Origin of the sequence: Mycobacterium europaeum, assembly GCF_002102155.1 — a bacterium.
GTDB classification, from domain to species: Bacteria; Actinomycetota; Actinomycetes; order Mycobacteriales; family Mycobacteriaceae; genus Mycobacterium; species Mycobacterium europaeum.
Genome location: NZ_LQOU01000051.1, coordinates 312,906 through 332,530, shown reverse-complemented (window position 1 = coordinate 332,530; position 19,625 = coordinate 312,906). Strand labels below are relative to the sequence as shown.

Annotated in this window: 20 protein-coding genes; 13 read left to right on the top strand and 7 right to left on the bottom strand. The window is 66.9% G+C overall.

The window, feature by feature from the left end; all coding sequences use genetic code 11:
- Nucleotides 1–96: 96 nt before the first annotated feature.
- The 4 genes from AWC03_RS23535 to AWC03_RS23520 are packed head-to-tail and all read right to left on the bottom strand — an operon-like array spanning nt 97 to nt 4,192.
- Nucleotides 97–309 (bottom strand): hypothetical protein, encoded by a 213-nt coding sequence (locus AWC03_RS23535; protein ID WP_085243085.1) that lies wholly within the window; start codon nt 307–309, stop codon nt 97–99.
- A gap of 54 nt (nt 310–363) precedes the next feature.
- A complete protein-coding gene (gene fadD17, locus AWC03_RS23530; RefSeq protein WP_142278498.1) occupies nt 364–1,869 on the bottom strand; it encodes a long-chain-fatty-acid--CoA ligase FadD17 in 1,506 nt (501 codons plus the stop codon).
- A gap of 14 nt (nt 1,870–1,883) precedes the next feature.
- On the bottom strand, nt 1,884–2,981 hold the full coding sequence (locus AWC03_RS23525; protein WP_085243083.1) for an acyl-CoA dehydrogenase family protein: 1,098 nt from the start codon (nt 2,979–2,981) through the stop codon (nt 1,884–1,886).
- A gap of 29 nt (nt 2,982–3,010) precedes the next feature.
- Nucleotides 3,011–4,192, bottom strand: a complete 1,182-nt coding sequence (locus tag AWC03_RS23520; RefSeq protein ID WP_085243082.1) for an acyl-CoA dehydrogenase — start codon at nt 4,190–4,192, stop codon at nt 3,011–3,013.
- Between the two features lie 202 nt (nt 4,193–4,394).
- Between AWC03_RS23520 and AWC03_RS23515 the strand changes: the two genes are divergently transcribed.
- From AWC03_RS23515 to AWC03_RS23460, 12 genes are all read left to right on the top strand, one after another.
- A complete protein-coding gene (locus AWC03_RS23515; protein ID WP_007166442.1) occupies nt 4,395–4,586 on the top strand; it encodes a ferredoxin in 192 nt (63 codons plus the stop codon).
- A gap of 44 nt (nt 4,587–4,630) precedes the next feature.
- Nucleotides 4,631–5,545: a 3-oxoacyl-ACP reductase gene (locus AWC03_RS23510; RefSeq protein ID WP_085243081.1), complete on the top strand. Its 915-nt coding sequence runs from the start codon at nt 4,631–4,633 to the stop codon at nt 5,543–5,545.
- A gap of 236 nt (nt 5,546–5,781) precedes the next feature.
- The gene (locus AWC03_RS23505) at nt 5,782–6,546 is read left to right on the top strand and encodes an MlaE family ABC transporter permease (protein WP_085243080.1); all 765 of its coding nucleotides are present in this window, start codon (nt 5,782–5,784) and stop codon (nt 6,544–6,546) included.
- Between the two features lie 7 nt (nt 6,547–6,553).
- Nucleotides 6,554–7,396, top strand: coding sequence for an MlaE family ABC transporter permease (locus tag AWC03_RS23500; RefSeq protein ID WP_085243079.1), 843 nt, complete (start codon nt 6,554–6,556; stop codon nt 7,394–7,396).
- Nucleotides 7,397–7,414: 18 nt separating this feature from the next.
- Nucleotides 7,415–8,617, top strand: coding sequence for an MCE family protein (locus tag AWC03_RS23495; protein WP_085243078.1), 1,203 nt, complete (start codon nt 7,415–7,417; stop codon nt 8,615–8,617).
- Entirely contained in the window at nt 8,617–9,669 is a 1,053-nt protein-coding gene (locus tag AWC03_RS23490; protein ID WP_085243077.1) for a virulence factor Mce family protein, read from the top strand. Before AWC03_RS23495 ends, AWC03_RS23490 begins: the two co-directional genes overlap by 1 nt.
- Nucleotides 9,659–10,723 (top strand): virulence factor Mce family protein, encoded by a 1,065-nt coding sequence (locus AWC03_RS23485; RefSeq protein WP_085243076.1) that lies wholly within the window; start codon nt 9,659–9,661, stop codon nt 10,721–10,723. The genes AWC03_RS23490 and AWC03_RS23485 overlap by 11 nt, the downstream gene beginning before the upstream one ends.
- Entirely contained in the window at nt 10,720–12,150 is a 1,431-nt protein-coding gene (locus AWC03_RS23480; RefSeq protein WP_085243075.1) for a virulence factor Mce family protein, read from the top strand. The genes AWC03_RS23485 and AWC03_RS23480 overlap by 4 nt, the downstream gene beginning before the upstream one ends.
- Nucleotides 12,150–13,304, top strand: a complete 1,155-nt coding sequence (locus AWC03_RS23475; RefSeq protein ID WP_085243074.1) for an MCE family protein — start codon at nt 12,150–12,152, stop codon at nt 13,302–13,304. The genes AWC03_RS23480 and AWC03_RS23475 overlap by 1 nt, the downstream gene beginning before the upstream one ends.
- 13 nt (nt 13,305–13,317) lie before the next feature.
- The gene (locus AWC03_RS23470) at nt 13,318–15,042 is read left to right on the top strand and encodes a virulence factor Mce family protein (RefSeq protein WP_085243073.1); all 1,725 of its coding nucleotides are present in this window, start codon (nt 13,318–13,320) and stop codon (nt 15,040–15,042) included.
- Complete coding sequence (locus AWC03_RS23465; RefSeq protein WP_085243072.1) at nt 15,042–15,731, top strand: mammalian cell entry protein; 690 nt, start codon at nt 15,042–15,044, stop codon at nt 15,729–15,731. Before AWC03_RS23470 ends, AWC03_RS23465 begins: the two co-directional genes overlap by 1 nt.
- Entirely contained in the window at nt 15,731–16,222 is a 492-nt protein-coding gene (locus tag AWC03_RS23460) for a mammalian cell entry protein (protein ID WP_085243071.1), read from the top strand. Before AWC03_RS23465 ends, AWC03_RS23460 begins: the two co-directional genes overlap by 1 nt.
- A 6-nt stretch (nt 16,223–16,228) precedes the next feature.
- Here the strand turns inward: AWC03_RS23460 and AWC03_RS23455 are convergent, their stop codons facing one another.
- From AWC03_RS23455 to AWC03_RS27155, 3 genes are all read right to left on the bottom strand, one after another.
- Entirely contained in the window at nt 16,229–16,807 is a 579-nt protein-coding gene (locus tag AWC03_RS23455; RefSeq protein WP_085243070.1) for a hypothetical protein, read from the bottom strand.
- Nucleotides 16,808–16,877: 70 nt separating this feature from the next.
- Entirely contained in the window at nt 16,878–18,359 is a 1,482-nt protein-coding gene (locus AWC03_RS23450) for an alpha,alpha-trehalose-phosphate synthase (UDP-forming) (RefSeq protein ID WP_085243069.1), read from the bottom strand.
- The gene (locus AWC03_RS27155; RefSeq protein ID WP_007166428.1) at nt 18,360–18,524 is read right to left on the bottom strand and encodes a hypothetical protein; all 165 of its coding nucleotides are present in this window, start codon (nt 18,522–18,524) and stop codon (nt 18,360–18,362) included.
- 248 nt (nt 18,525–18,772) lie between these two features.
- On the opposite strand from AWC03_RS27155, the gene AWC03_RS27665 reads away from it, so the two are divergent.
- Nucleotides 18,773–19,618, top strand: a complete 846-nt coding sequence (locus AWC03_RS27665) for a DivIVA domain-containing protein (RefSeq protein WP_208859375.1) — start codon at nt 18,773–18,775, stop codon at nt 19,616–19,618.
- The last annotated feature ends 7 nt before the right edge of the window (nt 19,619–19,625 follow it).

Sequence of the window (19,625 nt, the reverse complement as noted above, 5' to 3'; positions counted from 1 at the left end):
CCCCATCGCGTCTCCTTCGGTCCCGACGTGTCTGTGCCGTGTCGCATTATCGTCGACAGGCTTAACGCGCGGCGCGACGAGCGTGACGGCGCGCCGCTAGCCGGGCGGCAGAGGCGGCGCCTCCGGCGGGCGAGGCTCCCAGGTCTGGGGTTCCGGTGTCTGCGGCGCGTATACCAGCGGGGGCGGCGGAGGCAGGGGCGGGGGCGGTGGCGCGGGCTCCCCCGCGGCGCAACCGGCACCAACACCGAACGCGGTGAGGCCCAGGGACGCGACCAGGGCGAACCCGGCGATCACCTTACGGATGTTCATCAGGCACCGGCCTTTCCCTTCCCGTTTGCGGCCAACCGACTGTCCGGGCGCCGGCTAGCGCCGGATTCGCACGACGTGATCGTCGCAGTCCACGCCCTGCGCCGCCAACTGACGCTTGAGCACCTTGAAGGTCACCGTACGCGGCAGCTCCGGACTGACCCGCACGTACGACGGCCACTGCTTGGGCCCGAGGTCGGGCTGCTCGCCGAGGAAGGCGCGGAACTTCTCGGCATCGAACTCCGCCCCCGGAGCCATGACCACCGCGGCCATCACCTGGTCGCCGACCACCGGATCCGGCACCGCGTAGACGGCCACCTCGGTTACGCCGGGGTAGCGCAACAGCACCCGCTCGATCGGTGCGGCGCCCAGGTTTTCACCGTCGACGCGCATCCAGTCGCCCAGCCGTCCTGCGAAGTACGCATAGCCGGCGTCGTCGCGGTAGGCGAGGTCGCCGGTGTGATACACCCCGCCGGCCATCCGCTCGGCCTCGGCGGCCTCGTCGTTGTAATAACCCTCGAAACGGCCCGCCCCGGCCGTGTTCACCAACTCGCCCACCACGCCGGGCGGGCAGGGGCGGCCGGTGTCGGGGTCGACGATCTCGATCCCCTCGGGCAGCGGCCCCAACGCCCCGTCCGGGGTGTCGGGGGTGCGGGCGATCGCCACCCCACCCTCGGTGGAACCGAACCCGTCCTGCACGATGCAGCCGAACCGGCGGGCGAAGCGTTCGACATCGCGGGGCACGCCCTCGTTGCCATACACCGCCCGCAGCGGGTTGTCCGCATCGTCGGGCCGCTCTGGTGTGGCGAGCACATAGGACAGGGGCTTGCCGACGTAGTTGGCGTAGGTGGCCCCGAACCGGCGGACATCCGGCAGGAAGTTGGAGGCGGAGAACTTGTGCCGCAACGCCAGTGAGCCCTGGCAGGCCGCCGCAACCGCCCAGCCGACCAGCACCGCGTTGGAATGGAACAGCGGCATCGACACATAGCAGACGTCGTCGCGTCCGAGGCCGAATCGCTGGGTCATCGTCAACCCCGCGATCGCCACCTTGCCGTGGCTGCACTTGACCGCCTTCGGCTCGCCGCTGGTCCCGGACGTGAAGATGAGCATGAAAAGGTCGGTGGCGGTGGCGGATTGGAAACGTGGCTCGGCATGCCGATGCGCGGCCACCTCGTCGGCCCACTCGGCGGAATCGACGTTCACGTGGGCCGTGTCGCCCAGAGCGGCGGCCGAATTGGAGTCGGCCAGCACCACTTGGCAATCGGCGTGGGCAATGTCGCGGGCCAGCGCGTCGCCACGGCGCACCGGGTTGAGTCCGACCGGCACGATCCCGGACATGCCGGCCGCCGTCAGCATCGCCGAGAAGAACGGGGTGTTCTCCAACAGCACCCCGACGTGCGGCGGCTTGGTCGGGTTCAGGCGGTCACGCAGCGCCGCCGCGATCGCCGCACCGTGGCGCAGGTGATCGCGCCAGCTGGTGTAGGAGTCCTCGAAGTAGACACCCCGGTCGTCGATCTCGGCCAGCGGGACCAGCAGTTTGGTGACCGTCGGATCGGCAGGCAGGTTCAATGCCGCGCCTAGGCGGGGGTTTCGGCCAGCTCGCGGCCGATGCGGCGCAGCTGACCGGTGGCGCCGCCCAACGCGAATTCGGCCTCTTTGGCGGCCAGGAAGTAGCGGTGCACCGGGTGGTCGGTGTCGACGCCGACGCCGCCGTGCACGTGCACGATGGTGTGCGCCACCCGGTGTCCGGCGTCGGCGGCCCAGAACGCGGCGCTGGCCACGTCGATGTCGGCGGGAACATCCTCGGAGACCTTCCAGGCCGCCTGGGTGAGCGTGAGCCGCAAGCCCTTGACGTCGATGTAGCCGTCAGCCAGCCGTTGCGACACGGCCTGGAAGCTGCCGATCGGGCGGTCGAATTGCTCGCGCTCGCGGGCGTATTCGGCGGTGAGTTGCAGCCCGCGTTCCAGCACGCCCAGCTGGAAGGCGCTGCGGCCCAGCGCCGCAAGGGTGTCGAGCCAGACCACGACCTCGGGGCCACCGACCATGCGCGTGCCGTCCACTTCGGTGCCGTCCAGCGCCAGGTGTCCGACGCTGCCCAGGCCGGTCGTCGCCAGCGCGGTCACCGAAACGCCGGGATCACCGGTGGCGACCACGAAAACGGCGGTGCCGGAATCGGTCTCGGCCGGAACGAGGAAGGCGTCGGCCGTCGGCCCGAAGCCGACCTGGGTGCGGGTGCCGGTGAGGCGGTAGCCGTCGCCGGCCCGGGTGGCCTGCACCGGGCCGTCGCCCATCTCGCCCAGGAGCGCGACGGCGAGGATCTTCTCGCCGCTGACCGCCGGGGCACCCCAATCCTGTTGCAGCTCCTCGGTGCCGAACCGCGCCAAAGCTCCGGCGCCCAGCATCACCGATTCCAGGTACGGCACGGCCGCCAACTGGTGACCCAGCGCCACCAGGATGGCGACCTGCTCGAGCACCCCGAATCCGTCGCCGCCCACCGAGGTGGCCGAGGCGCTGGTCAGGATGCCGGCGTCGATGAGCTTGCCCCACAGGTCGCGGTCGAACCGTTGGTCGAGCTTGTCGAGTTCACGCTGGTGCTCCGGCGTGCAGACCGAATTCACGATCGTGTCGACCAGACCGCCGAGATCGTTCGCCGCTTCGGTTGTCGAAAAGTCCATCGATGTCGTCCTTAGAGAAGAGGTGGGGCTCAGCGGTTTCGGGGCAGTCCCAGCGCGACCATGCCGATGATGTCGCGCTGCACTTCGTTGGTGCCGCCGCCGAAGGTGAGGATCAGGCACGCGCGGTGCATCCGCTCGACCCGGCCGCGCAGCAGCGCCCCCGGCGAATTCTGGCGCACCGTGGCCGCGGTCCCCAGCACCTCCATCAGCAGCCGGTAAGCCTCGGTGGCCAACTCGGTGCCGTACACCTTGGCCGCCGACGCGTCCGCCGGGTTGAGCGATTCACCGTCCGACGACGCCAACTCCCAGTTGATCAGCTTGAGCACCTCGGCCTTGGCGTGCACCCGGGCCAGGTTGATCTGCACCCACTCCGAGTCGATCAGCCGGGCGCCGCTGGAATCCTTGGTGTTCTGCGCCCACTCGCGAACCTCCTGCAGCGCGAGGAAGATCGGCTGCGCCGACACCAGGGCGACGCGTTCGTGGTTGAGCTGGTTGGTGACCAGCTTCCAGCCGCCGTTCTCCTCGCCGATCAGGTTGGTCACCGGGACCCGCACGTCGGAGTAATAGGTGGCGCTGGTGTCCACACCGGCCATGGTGTGCACCGGCGTCCACGAGAAACCTTCGGCGGTCGTCGGCACGGTCAGCATCGAGATGCCGCGGTGCTTCTTGGCCTCGGGGTTGGTGCGCACCGCGAGCCAGACCCAGTCGGCGTACGCGATCAGGCTGGTCCACATCTTCTGGCCATTGATCACGTAGTCGTCGCCGTCGCGGACGGCGGTGGTGCGCAGGTTGGCCAGGTCGGTGCCGGCGCCCGGCTCGGAGTAGCCGATGGAGAAGTGCAGTTCGCCGGCGGCGATCTTGGGCAGGAAGAACTTCTTCTGTTCCTCGGTGCCGAATGCCATGATCGTCGGTGCGACGCTGTTGATGGTCAGGAACGGCACCGGCACACCGGCGACGGCCGCCTCATCGGTGAAGATCAGCGAATCCATCGGGGAGCGGTCCTGGCCGCCATACTCCTTGGGCCAGTTCAGTGTCAGCCAGCCGTCCTTGCCCATCTGCGCGACGGTGTCGCGGTACGCGGTGCCGGTCCCGACCTCGCCGTCGCCCGAGGAGGTCAGCGCCTCCCGGCGCTCTGGCGTCATGAGCGTGGTGAAGTACGACCGCAGTTCGCGACGCAGTTCCTCTTGTTCAGGGGTATAACTGATGCGCATTCCAGCCGTCCTTTTGTTAACGTGACACGCCTCGACTAGCCGACGTTACTCGGCCGACAATGACCCATTCGTCATCCCGGTTGTAACACGTTCTAGTCTGAGATTCCAGCGACCGTTTCCCCAGCGGTATTCGGGACCTATGGTGGTCCTACATACTGATGGGGCATGTCCTCAGGTGAAGGCCAGGTGCAAGGAGGGTGCTGTGCGGGTGATCGTCGACCACGACCGGTGTGAAGGCAACGCCGTGTGCATGGGAATCGCGCCGGATATCTTCGACCTGGACGACGAGGACTACGCCGTCGTTAAGCTCGACCCGATTCCCGCCGACCAGGAGCACCTGGCCGAGCAGGCGATCGCCGAATGCCCGCGCGCGGCGCTGCTGCGCGGCGACTAACCCGAGCCTGAACTGCGCCACCAGAAACTAGAGGTATTCATAAATTGACTAGCAGCACGAACGCGACCGATCTCTCCGGGAAGGTCGCGGTGGTGACCGGTGCCGCCGCCGGGCTGGGGCGGGCCGAGGCTCTTGGCCTGGCCCGGGCCGGGGCGACCGTCGTCGTCAACGACATCGCCGCCGCGCTGGATGCCTCCGACGTCATCGACGAGATCAACTCGGCCGGCTCGAAGGCCGTCGCGGTCGCCGGCGACATCAGCGAACGCGCCACCGCCGACGAGTTGGTCGCGCAGGCCGACGGCCTGGGTGGGCTGGACATCGTGGTCAACAACGCGGGGATCACCCGCGACCGGATGCTGTTCAACATGTCCGACGAGGAATGGGATCTGGTCATCGCGGTGCATCTGCGTGGCCACTTCCTGCTCACCCGCAACGCGGCCACCTACTGGCGCTCGAAGGCCAAGGAAGCGGGGGGAACCGTCTTCGGCCGCCTGGTCAACACCGCGTCCGAGGCGGGGCTGGTCGGCCCCGTGGGCCAGGCCAACTACGGCGCCGCCAAGGCCGGGATCATTTCGCTCACCCTGACCGCCGCCCGGGCCCTCGGCCGCTACGGCGTGTGCGCCAACGCGATCTGTCCCCGCGCCCGGACCGCGATGACGGCCGACGTGTTCGGCGCCGCACCGGAAGTGGAGCCGGGCGGGGTCGACCCGCTGTCGCCCGAGCACGTCGTCAACCTGGTGAAGTTCCTGTCGTCGCCTGCGGCCGCAGAAGTCAACGGGCAGGTGTTTATTGTTTACGGGCCGCGGGTGACACTGGTTTCGGCGCCGACCGCGGAGCACCAATTCAGCGCCGACGGACCGGCCTGGGACCCTGCCGAACTCAGCGCGACGCTGCGCGAGTACTTTGCTGGGCGGGATCCGGAGCGGAACTTTGCCGCGGTCGGACTGATGGAGCAATAACCGTGTGAGGTTACTTAATGGGGGGGAATCGACAGGTATAACCTGTTTCAGTTTGACACGTGACAAGTGCGTCTGACCTGGCAAATTAACGGTTCGGATAAAGAAATGACGTTCATTGACACCGTTAACTTCTTCTGGGTTAATATGATCCGGCTCACACCGAGCCTGCTGGGACCGCAAACGACGCAAAGGCCTGACATAGACTTCGCCGCGAGCAGCCGAGGGGGGTAATCGAGTTGATGCAACAACTTGCTGTTCCCGCCCGGGCCGTCGGCGGGTTCTTCGAAATGATGCTCGACACCGGTCGTCAGACGTTTCGCCGGCCGTTCCAATTGAGCGAGTTCCTGGAACAGACCTGGATGATCGCGCGGGTGTCGCTGGTCCCGACCCTGCTGGTCTCGATCCCCTTCACCGTGCTGGTGGCATTCACCCTCAATATCCTGCTGCGCGAAATCGGTGCCGCCGACTTGTCCGGCGCCGGAACGGCATTCGGCACCATCACCCAGCTGGGTCCGGTGGTGACGGTGCTCGTCGTGGCCGGTGCCGGAGCCACGGCGATCTGCGCCGACCTGGGTGCCCGGACCATCCGCGAGGAGATCGACGCGATGCGGGTGCTCGGCATCGACCCGGTCCACCGCCTGGTGGTTCCCCGCGTCCTGGCTTCCACCGTGGTCGCGCTCTTGCTCAATGGCTTGGTGTGCGCCATCGGCTTGTCCGGTGGCTATGTGTTCTCCGTCTTCCTGCAGGGCGTGAATCCGGGTGCCTTCATCAACGGGCTGACCGTCCTCACCGGGCTGCGCGAGTTGGTGCTCGCCGAGGTCAAGGCCCTACTGTTCGGCGTCATGGCCGGGCTGGTCGGTTGCTACCGCGGGCTGACGGTCAAGGGTGGACCCAAGGGCGTCGGCAACGCGGTCAACGAAACCGTGGTCTACGCGTTCATCTGCCTGTTCGTCATCAACGTGGTGATGACCGCCATCGGCGTGCGAATCTCGGCGAAGTGAGTACTCGATGAGCTACGACGTCACCTACCGGCTGCGCAACCTCGCCTCCCGGTTGCAGGAGCCCGTGGACGACTTTGGCGAGCAGGCACTGTTCTACGGGCAGACCGTGCGGCACGTCCCCAACGCGCTGACCCAGTACCGCAAGGAGACCATCCGGCTGATCGCCGAAATGACCATGGGTTCGGGCGCGCTGGTCATGATCGGCGGAACCGTCGGGGTCGCGGCCTTCCTGACGCTGGCTTCCGGCGGGGTCGTCGCCGTACAGGGCTACTCGTCGCTGGGCAACATCGGCATCGAAGCCCTGACCGGGTTCCTCTCGGCGTTCTTGAACGTCCGCATCATCGCGCCGGTTATCGCGGGCATCGCCCTGGCCGCCACCATCGGCGCCGGCGCCACCGCCCAGCTCGGGGCCATGCGGGTGTCGGAGGAGATCGACGCCGTCGAGTGCATGGCGGTGCACTCGGTGTCCTACCTGGTGTCGACGCGGCTGATCGCGGGCCTGATCGCGATCATCCCCCTGTACTCACTGTCGGTGCTGGCCGCCTTCTTCGCCGCCCGCTTCACCACGGTGTACATCAACGGTCAGTCCAAAGGCCTCTACGACCACTACTTCAATACGTTCCTCATCCCGACCGACCTGCTGTGGTCCTTCCTGCAGGCCATCGCGATGTCGATCGCGGTGATGCTCGTCCATACCTATTACGGCTACAACGCCAGCGGGGGCCCCGTCGGCGTCGGGATCGCGGTCGGTCAGGCCGTGCGGACCTCGCTGATCGTCGTGGTCGTCATCACCTTGTGCATCTCACTCGCTGTCTACGGCGCGTCCGGCAACTTCAACCTCTCCGGGTAGCAGGGCCGCTTAAAGGACATGGCAGATACAGATTCGCGACGTAGCTCCGTCCGGTTGGCAGCCGCGGTGCTGGCCGGTCTGCTGGTGGCGTTCGCCGCCGTGACTTACCTTTCCTACACAGCGGCTTTCGCCTCGATCGACACCGTCACGGTCTCGGCTCCGCGGGCCGGTCTGGTGATGGAGCAGGGCGCCAAGGTCAAATACCGCGGCATCCAGATCGGCAAGGTCGAGAGCATCGACTACTCCGGTGACCAGGCACGACTGACGCTGGGCATCAACAGCGATCAGATGCGCTTCATCCCCTCCAACGCGACGGTGCACATCGCGGGGAACACCATCTTCGGGGCCAAGGCGGTGGAATTCCTTCCGCCGCAGAACCCTTCGCCGACCTCCCTGCGCCCGGACGCCCACGTCGCGGCTTCGGCGGTGCAGCTCGAGGTCAACACCCTGTTCCAGTCGCTGATCGACCTGTTGCACAAGATCGATCCCGTCGAGCTCAACGGCACGTTGAGCGCGCTGTCCGAGGGGCTGCGCGGTCACGGCGACGACTTCGGCGGCATCCTGTCTGGGCTGAACACGCTGACCCAGCAAACGAACCCGAAACTGCCTGCCCTGCAGGAGGATTTCCGTAAGGCGGCGGTCGTCACCAACATCTATGCCGACGCCGCCCCGAACCTGAACACGGTCTTCGACAACCTGCCGACGATCAACAAGACCGTCGTGGACCAGCAGAACAACCTCAACGACACGCTGTTGGCGACCATCGGCCTGGCCAACAACGCCTACGACACGTTGGAGCCGGCCGAACAGAACTTCATCGACGCCATCAACCGGTTGCGGGCCCCGCTGAAGGTGGCCGCCGATTATTCGCCGGAATTGGGCTGCCTGTTCGCCGGCATCGAGCGCGGTATCAAGGAGTTCGCCCCGCTGCTCGGTGTCCGCAAGGCGGGCCTGTTCACGTCCTCGAGCTTCGTGCTGGGCGCGCCGGCCTACACGTTTCCGGAGTCGCTGCCGATCGTGAACGCCTCCGGAGGCCCGAACTGTCGCGGCCTGCCCGATATCCCGACCAAGCAGACCGGCGGATCCTTCTACCGCGCGCCGTTCCTGGTGACCGACAACGCCAACATCCCATACGAGCCGTTCACCGAGCTGCAGTTCGACGCGCCTTCGACGCTGCAATTCTTGTTCCACGGCGCCTTCGCGGAACGGGACGACTTCTGATGGCCGCCGGGAGCATGCCGACGCACCGCTCGATGATGATCAAGGTCAGCATCTTCGCGGTGGCCATGCTGATCGTGTCGGCGGGGCTGGTGGTGGTCTTCGGCGACTTCCGGTTCGGCCCCGAAAGTACCTACCACGCAACGTTTACCGATGTATCGCGGCTGAAGGCGGGCCAGAAGGTCCGCATCGCCGGGGTGCCGGTGGGGGCGGTGTCCGGCGTCAAGCTCAACCCCGACAACACCATCGACGTGACGTTCGGGCTCGACAAGCGCTACATCGTCTATTCCTCCACCCGCGCGGTGATCCGCTACGAAAACCTGGTCGGTGACCGGTATCTGGAGATCACCTCCGGCCCGGGAGAGCTGCGCAAGCTGCCGCCGGGCGCGACGATCAACGCCCAGCACACCCAGCCGGCGCTCGATCTCGACGCGCTGCTGGGCGGCCTGCGGCCGGTGCTCAAGGGGCTGGACGCGGACAAGGTCAACACGATCAGCAGCGCCGTCATCGAATTGCTGCAGGGGCAGGGCGGTGCGTTGTCCAACGTGCTGGCCGACACCAGCGCGTTCTCCTCGGCGCTGGGCCAGCGCGACCAACTCATCGGTGACGTCATCAACAACCTCAACACGGTGCTCAAGACTGTCGATGCGCGCAGCGCGCAATTCTCGGCCAGCGTCGACCAGCTGCAGCAACTGATCAGCGGGCTGGCCAAGAACAAGGACGACATCGCGGGCGCCATTCCGCCGCTGGCCTCGACGACGACGGATTTGACGGAGCTGTTGAAGAATTCGCGCCGGCCACTGCAGGGCATCCTGGAGAACACCCGGCCGCTGGCCACCGAATTGGACAACCGCAAGGCCGAAGTCAACAACGACGTCGAGCAGCTGGGCGAGGACTATCTGCGGCTGGCCGCGCTCGGTGCCTACGGATCGTTCTTCAACATTTACTTCTGCTCGGTGACGATCAAGATCAACGGCCCCGCCGGCAGCGACATCCTGCTGCCCCTCGGTGGCCAGGTGGATCCCAGCAAGGGGAGGTGCGCTTTTGCCAAGTAACGCAAAGCCTGAGCGGGATCCGCTGCGCACCGGCATCTTCGGGGTGGTGCTGGTGGTGTGCGTCGTGCTCATCGCATTCGGCTACGCGGCGCTACCGTTCTGGCCGCAGGGAAAGATCTACGACGCCTACTTCTCCGACGCGGGCGGCATCAATCCCGGTAATGCCGTTTACGTTTCCGGTTTGAAGGTCGGGAAGGTGACGTCGGTCGGCCTGGCCGGCGACACCGCCAAGATCAGCTTCAGTGTGGACCGGCACGTCACAGTCGGTGACCAGTCGCTGGCCGCGATCCGCACCGACACCATCCTCGGCGAGCGTTCCATCGCGGTGACGCCGGCCGGCAGCGGCAGGGGAACCACGATCCCGCTCAGCCGCACGACCACGCCGTACACGCTTGCGGGTGCGCTCGAGGACCTGGGCGAGAACGCCAGCAACCTGAACAAGCCCCAGTTCGAGCAGGCGTTGAACGTCCTGACCGACACGCTGCGCGACGCAACCCCCGACCTGCGCGGCGCGCTGGACGGTGTGACGACGCTGTCGCGCACCCTGAACCGCCGCGACGAGGCGCTGCAAAGCCTGCTGGCGCATGCGAAGTCGGTGACGGGCGTGCTCGCCCAGCGCGCCGACCAAGTCAACAAGCTCGTCGACGACGGCAACGAGTTGTTTGCCGCGCTCGACGAGCGCCGTGCCGCCCTCGGGCGGTTGATTTCCGGGATCCAGGGCCTCTCGCAACAGATCTCCGGCTTCGTCGCCGACAACCGCAAGGAGTTCGGACCGGCGCTGAGCAAGCTCAACGACGTGCTGAGCAATCTCAACGAGCGCCGCGACTACATCACCGAGGCCCTCAAACGGCTGCCCACCTACGCCACCGAGCTGGGCGAGGTCGTGGGTTCGGGACCGGGCTTCAACGTCAACGTCTACGGCGTCATACCCGCGCCCTTGATCGCGACGATGTTCGACTTCTTCTACCAGCCGGGCAAGATGCCGGCCAGCCTCGCCGACTACCTGCGCGGTTTGATTCAGGAGCGCTGGATCATCAGGCCGAAGTCGCCATGATGCAACGGATCACCGGCAGCCGGGGGCTGCGCTATAGCACCGCCATCGCGCTCATCGCGGTGTTGGTGGGCGGCGTGTACGTGTTGTCGTCGACCGGCAATACGCGAAGCATCGTCGGTTACTTCACGTCGGCCGTCGGGCTCTACCCGGGTGACCAGGTCCGGATTCTCGGCGTGCCGGTGGGTCGGGTCGACACGATCGAACCGCGGCCCTCCGACGTCAAGATCACCATGTCGGTGTCCAAGGACGTGAAGGTCCCGAAGGACGCCAAGGCCATCATCATGTCGCCTAATCTGGTGGCGGCGCGGTTCATTCAGTTGACCCCGGCATACACCGGCGGGGCGGTGATGCCCGACGGCGCAAGCATCGGCCTGAGTCGCACCGGTGTGCCGGTGGAGTGGGACGAGGTCAAAGAGTCCCTGACCCAGCTGGCCACCCAGCTCGGCCCCACGACGGGATCGATGCAGGGGCCCCTGGGCCGAGCGATCAACCAGGCCGCGGACACACTCAACGGCAACGGCGAGTCGTTCCATGACGCGTTGCGCGAACTCTCGCAAGCCGCTGGGCGACTGGGGGATTCACGCAGTGACATCTTCGGCACGGTCAAAAACCTTCAGGTGCTCGTCAACGCGCTGTCGGCCAGCAACGAACAGATCGTGCAGTTCGCCGGCAACGTCGCCTCGGTGTCCCAGGTGCTCGCCGACAGTTCGCGCCACCTCGACACCACCCTGGGCACGCTCAACAAGGCGCTCTCCGACGTCCGCGGGTTCCTGCACGAGAACAACTCGACGATCATCGACACGGTCAACAACCTCAACGACTTCGCCAAGACCCTGAGCGACCAGAGCGAAAACATCGAGCAGGTGCTACACGTGGCGGGCCCCGGCATCGCCAACTTCTACAACATCTACGACCCGGCACAGGGCACGCTCAACGGCCTGCTGTCGATACCGGAATTCGCCAACCCCGTGCAGTTCATCTGCGGTGGGTCCTTCGAGACGGCCGCCGGGCCGAGGGCGCCCGACTACTTCCGGCGTGCGGAACTGTGTCGTGAGCGGCTGGGGCCGGTGCTGCGGCGGCTTACGGTGAACTATCCGCCGATCATGTTCCACCCGCTCAACACGATCACGGCCTACAAGGGCCAGATAATCTACGACACCCCGGAAACCCAAGCGAAGTCGGCGACCCCGGTCCCCGAGCTGACCTGGGTCCCCGCCAACGGCGCCAAGATGCCGCCGGCCGCGCAGGACCCGGCTGACCTGCAGGCGTTGCTGGTCCCGACGGCACCGCAGACCGGCCAGGCGCCGGCGCCTGCCTTGGGGAATGCCGGGCCCGCGCCCGCGCCCGGTCCCGCCGCGGGGAGTGCCTTCGGACCCCTACCGGGGCCGCCGCCGAGTCAGGCGCCGGCCGCGAACGGGGGCGGCTGATGCACCGGATGTTGTTGCGCGGTGGCGCTTTAGCGGCGGGTAGCGCGCTGCTGGCCGGCTGCCAATACGGCGGTTTGAACTCGCTGTCCATGCCCGGTACCGCCGGCCACGGCGGCGGCGCCTACTCGATCACGGTCGACCTGCCCGACGTGGCGACGCTGCCGCAGAACTCTCCGGTGATGGTCGACGACGTCACCGTCGGCAGCGTCGCCGGCATCCAGGCGATGCAGCGTTCCGACGGATCGTTCTATGCCACGGTGAAATTGGCGTTGGACAAGAACGTCGTGCTGCCGACCAACGCGACGGCGACGGTCGCCCAGACGTCGCTGTTGGGTTCGATGCACATCGACCTGGCACGCCCCAAGGACAAGCCCGCCGTCGGCCGGCTGACCGACGGTTCGAAGATCTCCGAGTCCAACACCGGGCGTTATCCCACTACCGAGGAGGTGCTCTCGGCCCTCGGCGTCGTGGTGAACAAGGGCAATGTCGGTGCCCTGGAAGAGATCACCGACGAGACCTATCAGGCCGTCGCCGGCCGCCAGGACCAGTTCGTCGACCTGCTGCCCCGACTGGCGGATCTGACCGCGGGACTCAACCGTCAGGTCAACGACATCATCGACGCGCTCGACGGACTGAACCGATTCTCGGCGAGCCTGGCGCGCGACAAGGACAACCTCGGGCGGGCGCTGGACACGCTGCCCGACGCCATACGCGTGCTCAACAAGAACCGCGACCACATCGTCGAGGCATTCGCCGCGCTGAAGAAACTGGCAACGGTGACCTCGAACGTGCTGGCAAAGACCAAGGTGGACTTCGCCGCCGATCTCAAGGACCTGTACGCGGCCGCCAAGGCGCTGAACGACAACCGGAAGAACTTCGTCACCTCGCTGCAGCTGTTGCTGACATTCCCCTTCCCCAACTTCGGCATCAAGAACGCGGTGCGCGGCGACTATCTCAACGTGTTCACGACGTTCGACCTGACGTTGCGCCGGATCGGCGAAACGTTCTTCACCACGGCGTATTTCGACCCGAACATGGCCCACATGAACGAGATCCTCAATCCGCCCGACTTTTTGGTAGGCGAATTGGCCAACCTGTCCGGACAGGCGGCCGACCCGTTCAAGATCCCGCCCGGCACGGCTTCAGGACAGTAGGGGGCCGACGCAGATGCACGACAGACTCACCAAGATCCAACTCTGGATCTTCGCGGTGATCACCGCCGTCACCTTGACCGTGATGGCAATCTTCTACCTGCGACTGCCCGCCACGTTCGGCCTTGGAACCTACGCCGGGACCGCCGACTTCGTCGCCGGCGGCGGCCTGTACAAAAACGCCAACGTCACCTATCGCGGCGTCGCCGTCGGTCGGGTCGAATCGGTCGGACTCAACCCCAGCGGCGTCACCGCCGCGATGCGACTGAACAGCGGAACGCCCATACCGTCGAACGTCACGGCGACCGTCAAGAGTGTGTCGGCGGTGGGGGAGCAGTACATCGACCTGGTGCCTCCGAGCACGCCGGCCTCAACCAAGTTGCGCAACGGGTTTCGGATCGAACGGCAGAACACCCGGATCGGCCGGGATGTCGCCGACCTGCTGAAGCGGGCGGAGGCGCTGACCAACAGCCTGGGCGACACCCGGCTGCGCGAGCTGCTGCACGAGACGTTCATCGCGACCAACGGGTCGGGCCCCGAACTGGCCCGGCTGTTCGAGTCCGCCCGGTTGCTGGTGGACGAGGCCAACGCGAACTACCCGCAGGCCTCGCAGCTGATCGACCAGGCCGGCCCCTTCCTGCAAGCACAGATTCGCGCCGGCGCCGACATCAAGTCGCTGTCCGACGGGCTGGCGCGGTTCACCTCGGAGGTGCGCCAGGCCGACCCGCAGCTGCGTTCGACGCTGGCTATTGCCCCCGGAGCGACCGACGAGGCCAGCACCGCGTTCTCCGGTATTCGGCCCTCCTTCCCGGCGCTGGCGGCCAGCCTGGCCAACCTGGGCCGGGTCGGGGTGATCTACCACAAGTCGATCGAGCAACTGCTGGTGGTGCTGCCGGCGCTGTTCGCCGCGATCACCACCGCCGCCGGCGGTGCACCGCAGGACGAGGGCGCCAAGCTGGACTTCAAGCTCGACCTGAACGACCCGCCGCCGTGCGCCGTCGGCTTCCTCCCGCCCCCGTTGATGCGCACACCCGCCGACGAGACGGTGCGCGAGCTGCCGAGGGACATGTACTGCAAGGTCGCCCAGAACGATCCGAGCACCGTGCGCGGCGCGCGCAACTACCCGTGCCAGGAGTTTCCCGGCAAGCGGGCACCGACCGTGCAGCTCTGCCGTGACCCCAAGGGCTATGTGCCCATCGGCCGCAACCCGTGGCGCGGTCCGCCGGTGCCCTACGACACCCCGGTGACCAACGGGCTCAATGTGTTGCCGCCCAACAAGTTCCCCTACATCCCGCCGGGCGCCGAACCCGACCCGGGCACACCGATCGTCGGGCCGCCCCCGCCCGGGGTGGTGCCGGGACCCGGGCCATTGCCCAACAAGCAGCCGGCCTACGACCCGCCACCGCCCAACGACAACGGGCCGCCACCACCGTTCACCTCGTGGCAGCCGCCCGGGGTTCCGCCCGTGCCGCCGCAGTTGCCGTACCCCAAATGGCTGCCGCCGCCGGCCCCACCGGAAGGGATCAACCCCCCGCCGCCCGGTCCGGGACCGGAGAAGCCCTGGGGGCCGCCGCCCGGCGGTCAGCCTCAGGCCAGCGGACCGGCATACGCCACCTACGACGAGAAGACCGGCGCGTTCAAGGACCCGGCCGGAGGCACTGGTATTTTCGCGGCCGGTGCGAGCGGCGCGTCGAGCGCCGAGAATTGGGTGGACCTGATGCTTGATCCGAGGCCGATGTAGTGGCAGACGAGCCGACCAACAATCCGCGAGTTCGCCGGCGGGCCTCCCGCGCTGCCGGTCCCGCGAAAGTCGACGCGCCCCAGGCCGCCACGGTCCAGCTCGACGCCGCGCCGGCGCGGCCCGCCCAGCCGGTCAAGGCACTCAAGTCGGTCAAGCCACCACCGCGGCGGCGGCCGCACCGCGCCCTGGTGGCATGGATCTCGTTCGCGGCCGGGCTGTTGGCCGTCGGCGCGCTGGCCGGTTGCGTGACCCTGCTGGTCGTGCAGCAGGGGCACGCCAATGCTCAACAGGCGCGCGAACAGCGTTTCGTCGACACGGCCACGCAGACTGTGGTCAACATGTTCAGTTACAAGCAGGACAACATCGACGAGAGCGTGAACCGCTTCTTCAACGGCACCAGCGGGCCGCTGCGCGGAATGCTGGGCGCCAACAACAACATCGAGAACCTCAAGGGCATCTTCCGCTCGACCAACGCGACATCGGAGGCCGTCGTCAACGGCGCCGCCCTGGAGGGCATCGACAACGTGACCGACAACGCCTCCGTGCTGGTTTCGGTGCGCGTCACCGTCGCCGACATCGACGGCGTGAACAAGCCTTCCATGCCCTATCGCCTGCGGGTGATCGTGCACGAGGACGAGCAGGGCCGGATGACGGGTTATGACCTGAAGTATCCCAACGGGGGCAATTGATGCGGTGGCGGCGCTGGCTGTCCGTCGTCGCGGGCTGCCTCCTGGTCGTGGGGTTCGTCGGGCTGTCCGCGGCGGCCGGGTGGTTCTACTGGGGGCGGGTACAGACGCGCGGCGAGGAGTCGGCGCGGGCGGTGCTGCCGGGCTTGGCCACCAAGGAGATTCCCGAGGTCTTCGCCTACGACTATCAGACGGTGGAGCGCAGCCTCAGCGATGCTTATCCGTTGCTGACCCCCGACTATCGCCAGGAGTTCCGCAAAAGCGCCAACGCGCAGATCATTCCGGAGGCCAAGAAACGCGAGGTGGTCGTCCAGGCCAGCGTGGTCGGCGTGGGAGTCATGTCCGCCAAGCGGGATTCGGCATCGCTGATGGTGTACATGAACCGGACCGTGACCGACAAATCACGCCAGCCGCTCTACGACGGCAGCCGGTTGCGGGTGGACTTCAAAAAGATCGGCAAGCAATGGCTGATCGCCTACATCACGCCGATCTAGCAAGTCCTAGTAGCACATCGCAATGCCGTTGCAGTACAACGGGTAACGTTCGATCGGGCTGGGCGGGGGCCCGGTCATCTGGAGCGAGAACGGCTGCTTCTTCATCTCCGGCTGCAGACCACAGACGGCGCCGTGCAGCGTGGTGTGGGTGCCGCTCATGTTCTCGTCACTGAAGGCGTACGTGTCGGTGGACGGCGCGGTACCGCCGCCGGGACACGAAACTCCGTCGGATTTCTCGACTTTGAAGGTCCACAGCATGCTGGACATCCGGGCCCTGCCGCTGAAGTTCTGCAACTTGTCCGCGGGAGTGATCTTTTCGGCCGTTGAACTCACGATGTTCAGGGCGCAGTTCATCGCGAAGACGATCGGGTCGGAATAGTCGTTCATGTTCCGGGTCCCGGACGGCTGATCGCACAACGCGGAGATCGTCCAGGTCACCCCGGAGACACCCGCCTCGTTGAAGTTGTAGGTGCCGTCCGGCGGCGGTCCCACCGCGCGCGCCGGGTCGCCGGATTCCAGCGCAATCCCGGTGGCGACCGCGCAGAAGATGCCGGCGCCAGCGGCCAGCCCGCGACGGAGCTTCATCTGACCCCTCCCTTGACCGATGCATTGAGTATCACAGCGATTACGCGGCAACACCATGGGTTCTCGCGGCCTACTTGGCATCGTCGGGACGCGGCTCCGCCAACGCGTCGAGGAATGACCGCGCCCAGCGGTCGACGTCGTGCGCCAGGACTTGGCGACGCATCGATCGCATCCGGCGCCGGCCCTCCTCGACGGGCTGGTTGAGCGCCGCCTCGATCGCGTCCTTCACGCCGTCGAGGTCGTGCGGGTTGACCAGATAGGCCTGCCGGAGTTCGTCGGCGGCGCCGGTGAATTCGGACAGCACCAGCGCGCCCCCGAGGTCGCTGCGGCAGGCAACGTACTCCTTGGCCACCAGGTTCATGCCGTCGCGCAGCGGGGTGACCAGCATGACGTCGGCGGCCACGAAGAAGGCGATCAATTCGTTGCGGGGGACCGGACGGTGCAAGTAGTGCACCACCGGATGACCGACCTCGGCGTATTCGCCGTTGATGTGTCCCACCTGGCGCTCGATGTCGTCGCGCAGAATCTGGTAGCTCTCCACCCGTTCGCGGCTCGGCGTCGCCAGCTGGACCAGCACGGTGTCGTCGCGCTTCGCGCGCCCCTCCGCGAGCAGCTCCGAGAATGCCTTCAGCCGCACGTCGATGCCCTTGGTGTAGTCGAGCCGGTCGACGCCGAGCAGCAGCTTGCGGGGGTTGCCCAACTCGGCCCGGATCTCCCGGGCGCGCCGCCTGATGTCGCGGTCGCGGGCGGCCTGGTCGAGCGAGGAGGAGTCGATGGAGATGGGGAAGGCGCCCACGCGGACGACGCGCGACCCGAGGTCGACCTCGCCGTATCGCGAGCGCACCCCGACCGATCCACGGGACGTGTTGACGCCGATCAGTCGCCGGGACAGGAACAGGAAGTTCTGCGCACCCCCGGACAGATGGAAGCCCACCAGGTCGGCGCCGAGCAGGCCCTCGATGATCTCGGTGCGCCAGGGGAGCTGCATGAACAACTCGACCGGCGGGAACGGGATGTGCAGGAAGAACCCGATGGTCAGGTCGGGCCGCAGCTCACGCAGCATCTTGGGAACCAGCTGCAGTTGATAATCCTGCACCCACACGGTCGCGCCCTGGGCGGCGGCGCGGGAGGTGGCTTCCGCAAAGCGCCGGTTGACGTCGACATAGCGTTCCCACCATTGGCGGTGGTAGATCGGCTTGACGATGACGTCGTGGTACAGCGGCCACAGCGTGGCGTTCGAGAATCCCTCGTAGTACTGAGCGATGTCGTCGGCGCTGAGCCGCACCGGTCGGAGCTCCAGGTCCTCCTGGACGATCGGTTCGTCGTCGAAGTCCGCCTCTTCCTCGGCGATGCCGGCCCACCCGACCCATGCGCCACGCCTGCGGCGTAGCAGCGGCTCCAGCGCCGTCACCAGGCCGCCCGGGCTGCGCTTCCACGCCTTGGTGCCGTCGGGCAGCCGCTCCTGGTCTACGGGAAGCCGGTTGGCGACCACCACGAAGTCGGAGTTGCCGAAGGTCGGCATCTTCGAGTCGTGCCCGTCCCCGGGGGTCATTTACGCGTCGAGTTTTGCGGGCCCAATGCCGAGCATGGACAGGAACACGCGGCACTCGTCGGCGTCGGTCGCGTACGCGGCGACGACCCGCCTGGCCTGGCTCGCGGTGCTGTCAGCGACTGGTTCGACGTCGCCGATCTCGCCAGGGTCAGATTTGGTAGCCATGACTTAACTGTAGGTGATGCGGGATGGGCAGGTGGGTGAGGACTTGATGTTCGAACTCGCCGGCCTCGTCCGCCCCGCACTCGCGCTGGGCGACACTCCTGGCGCCGCGCTGGTCACATCCGCGCGTAGCTCACGAGTTGTCCCCTGTTCAGCCGCCAATAACGCACATGTAGAACAACTGCCATATCCTCCTGGGAAACCGCCCCGGCTTCATCGTGACCAGCGACGTCTACGACTTCGGAAACAGAATGGTCCTCACCCCCGCTGACGTCCACAACGTCGCATTCTCGCGTCCGCGCATCGGCAAGCGTGGTTACAACGAGCAAGAGGTCGACATCTTCATCGACCTGGTCGAGGAAGAGCTCATCCGGCACCTGCAGAAGGAAGGCGAGCTACGCAACCGCTGCGCCGAGCTCCGCAAACGCGATGGCGCATTGGACAGCCGGGAAGCCGAGCTCTCCGAGCGCGAGGCGGCCCTCGTCCAGTACGAACACGAAGTGCGCGACCGGGAGAGCCGGGTGCGCGACCAGGAGGCGCGGCTCGACCAGCGGGCGGCCGGGCTCGCCAAGCGGACAAACCCGTTGCCCCAACAACTGGCCCAGATCCGGCACCGGGAGGCGCAGGTCGCCGAGCGGGAGGCCGAGCTGGCACAGTGGGCGGACGAGCTGGGGCGGCGGGAAGCCGAACTGCGCTTGCGGGTACAGCAGCAACAGGCCACCGTCTCTCCCGTCGCGGTGGACGCCGCCGCAGGCCAGGCGCCGCGAGCGTATCGCCACGCGCAGCCGCCGAAGTCCGCCGCGACCAACGGGTCGGCCCGCATCGATGAGATGCGCGCGGTCGCCTCGGTGAACGGGCGGCACGACATGGAGAGGATGGCCATCCGGGCCGTCACCGATCAGCTCGGCAACACCGTGACCGAGACCGTCCATGAGCGGACCCGGAGGGCCCCACTCGAGCACGACGGTCCCCGGTTACCCGCCAACCCCCAACTCGAACTCGAGCGGCTGAAGGCAGAGAACGCCGAGCTGAACCGCACGCTGCGTCTGCTCAAGGCGGCGGCCGCTTCCCTCGCGGCCGCCCTCGATCGTCCGTAGGCCGCCC

What these genes read in the sequence shown, in the direction of transcription:
- AWC03_RS23535 (WP_085243085.1), bottom strand. Translation starts at nt 309, where the DNA reads ATGAACATCCGTAAGGTGATCGCCGGGTTCGCCCTGGTCGCGTCCCTG.
- AWC03_RS23525 (WP_085243083.1), bottom strand. Translation starts at nt 2,981, where the DNA reads ATGGACTTTTCGACAACCGAAGCGGCGAACGATCTCGGCGGTCTGGTC.
- AWC03_RS23520 (WP_085243082.1), bottom strand. Translation starts at nt 4,192, where the DNA reads ATGCGCATCAGTTATACCCCTGAACAAGAGGAACTGCGTCGCGAACTG.
- AWC03_RS23500 (WP_085243079.1), top strand. Translation starts at nt 6,554, where the DNA reads ATGAGCTACGACGTCACCTACCGGCTGCGCAACCTCGCCTCCCGGTTG.
- AWC03_RS23495 (WP_085243078.1), top strand. Translation starts at nt 7,415, where the DNA reads ATGGCAGATACAGATTCGCGACGTAGCTCCGTCCGGTTGGCAGCCGCG.
- AWC03_RS23490 (WP_085243077.1), top strand. Translation starts at nt 8,617, where the DNA reads ATGGCCGCCGGGAGCATGCCGACGCACCGCTCGATGATGATCAAGGTC.
- AWC03_RS23480 (WP_085243075.1), top strand. Translation starts at nt 10,720, where the DNA reads ATGATGCAACGGATCACCGGCAGCCGGGGGCTGCGCTATAGCACCGCC.
- AWC03_RS23475 (WP_085243074.1), top strand. Translation starts at nt 12,150, where the DNA reads ATGCACCGGATGTTGTTGCGCGGTGGCGCTTTAGCGGCGGGTAGCGCG.
- AWC03_RS23470 (WP_085243073.1), top strand. Translation starts at nt 13,318, where the DNA reads ATGCACGACAGACTCACCAAGATCCAACTCTGGATCTTCGCGGTGATC.
- AWC03_RS23460 (WP_085243071.1), top strand. Translation starts at nt 15,731, where the DNA reads ATGCGGTGGCGGCGCTGGCTGTCCGTCGTCGCGGGCTGCCTCCTGGTC.
- AWC03_RS23455 (WP_085243070.1), bottom strand. Translation starts at nt 16,807, where the DNA reads ATGAAGCTCCGTCGCGGGCTGGCCGCTGGCGCCGGCATCTTCTGCGCG.
- AWC03_RS23450 (WP_085243069.1), bottom strand. Translation starts at nt 18,359, where the DNA reads ATGACCCCCGGGGACGGGCACGACTCGAAGATGCCGACCTTCGGCAAC.
- AWC03_RS27155 (WP_007166428.1), bottom strand. Translation starts at nt 18,524, where the DNA reads ATGGCTACCAAATCTGACCCTGGCGAGATCGGCGACGTCGAACCAGTC.
- AWC03_RS27665 (WP_208859375.1), top strand. Translation starts at nt 18,773, where the DNA reads ATGGTCCTCACCCCCGCTGACGTCCACAACGTCGCATTCTCGCGTCCG.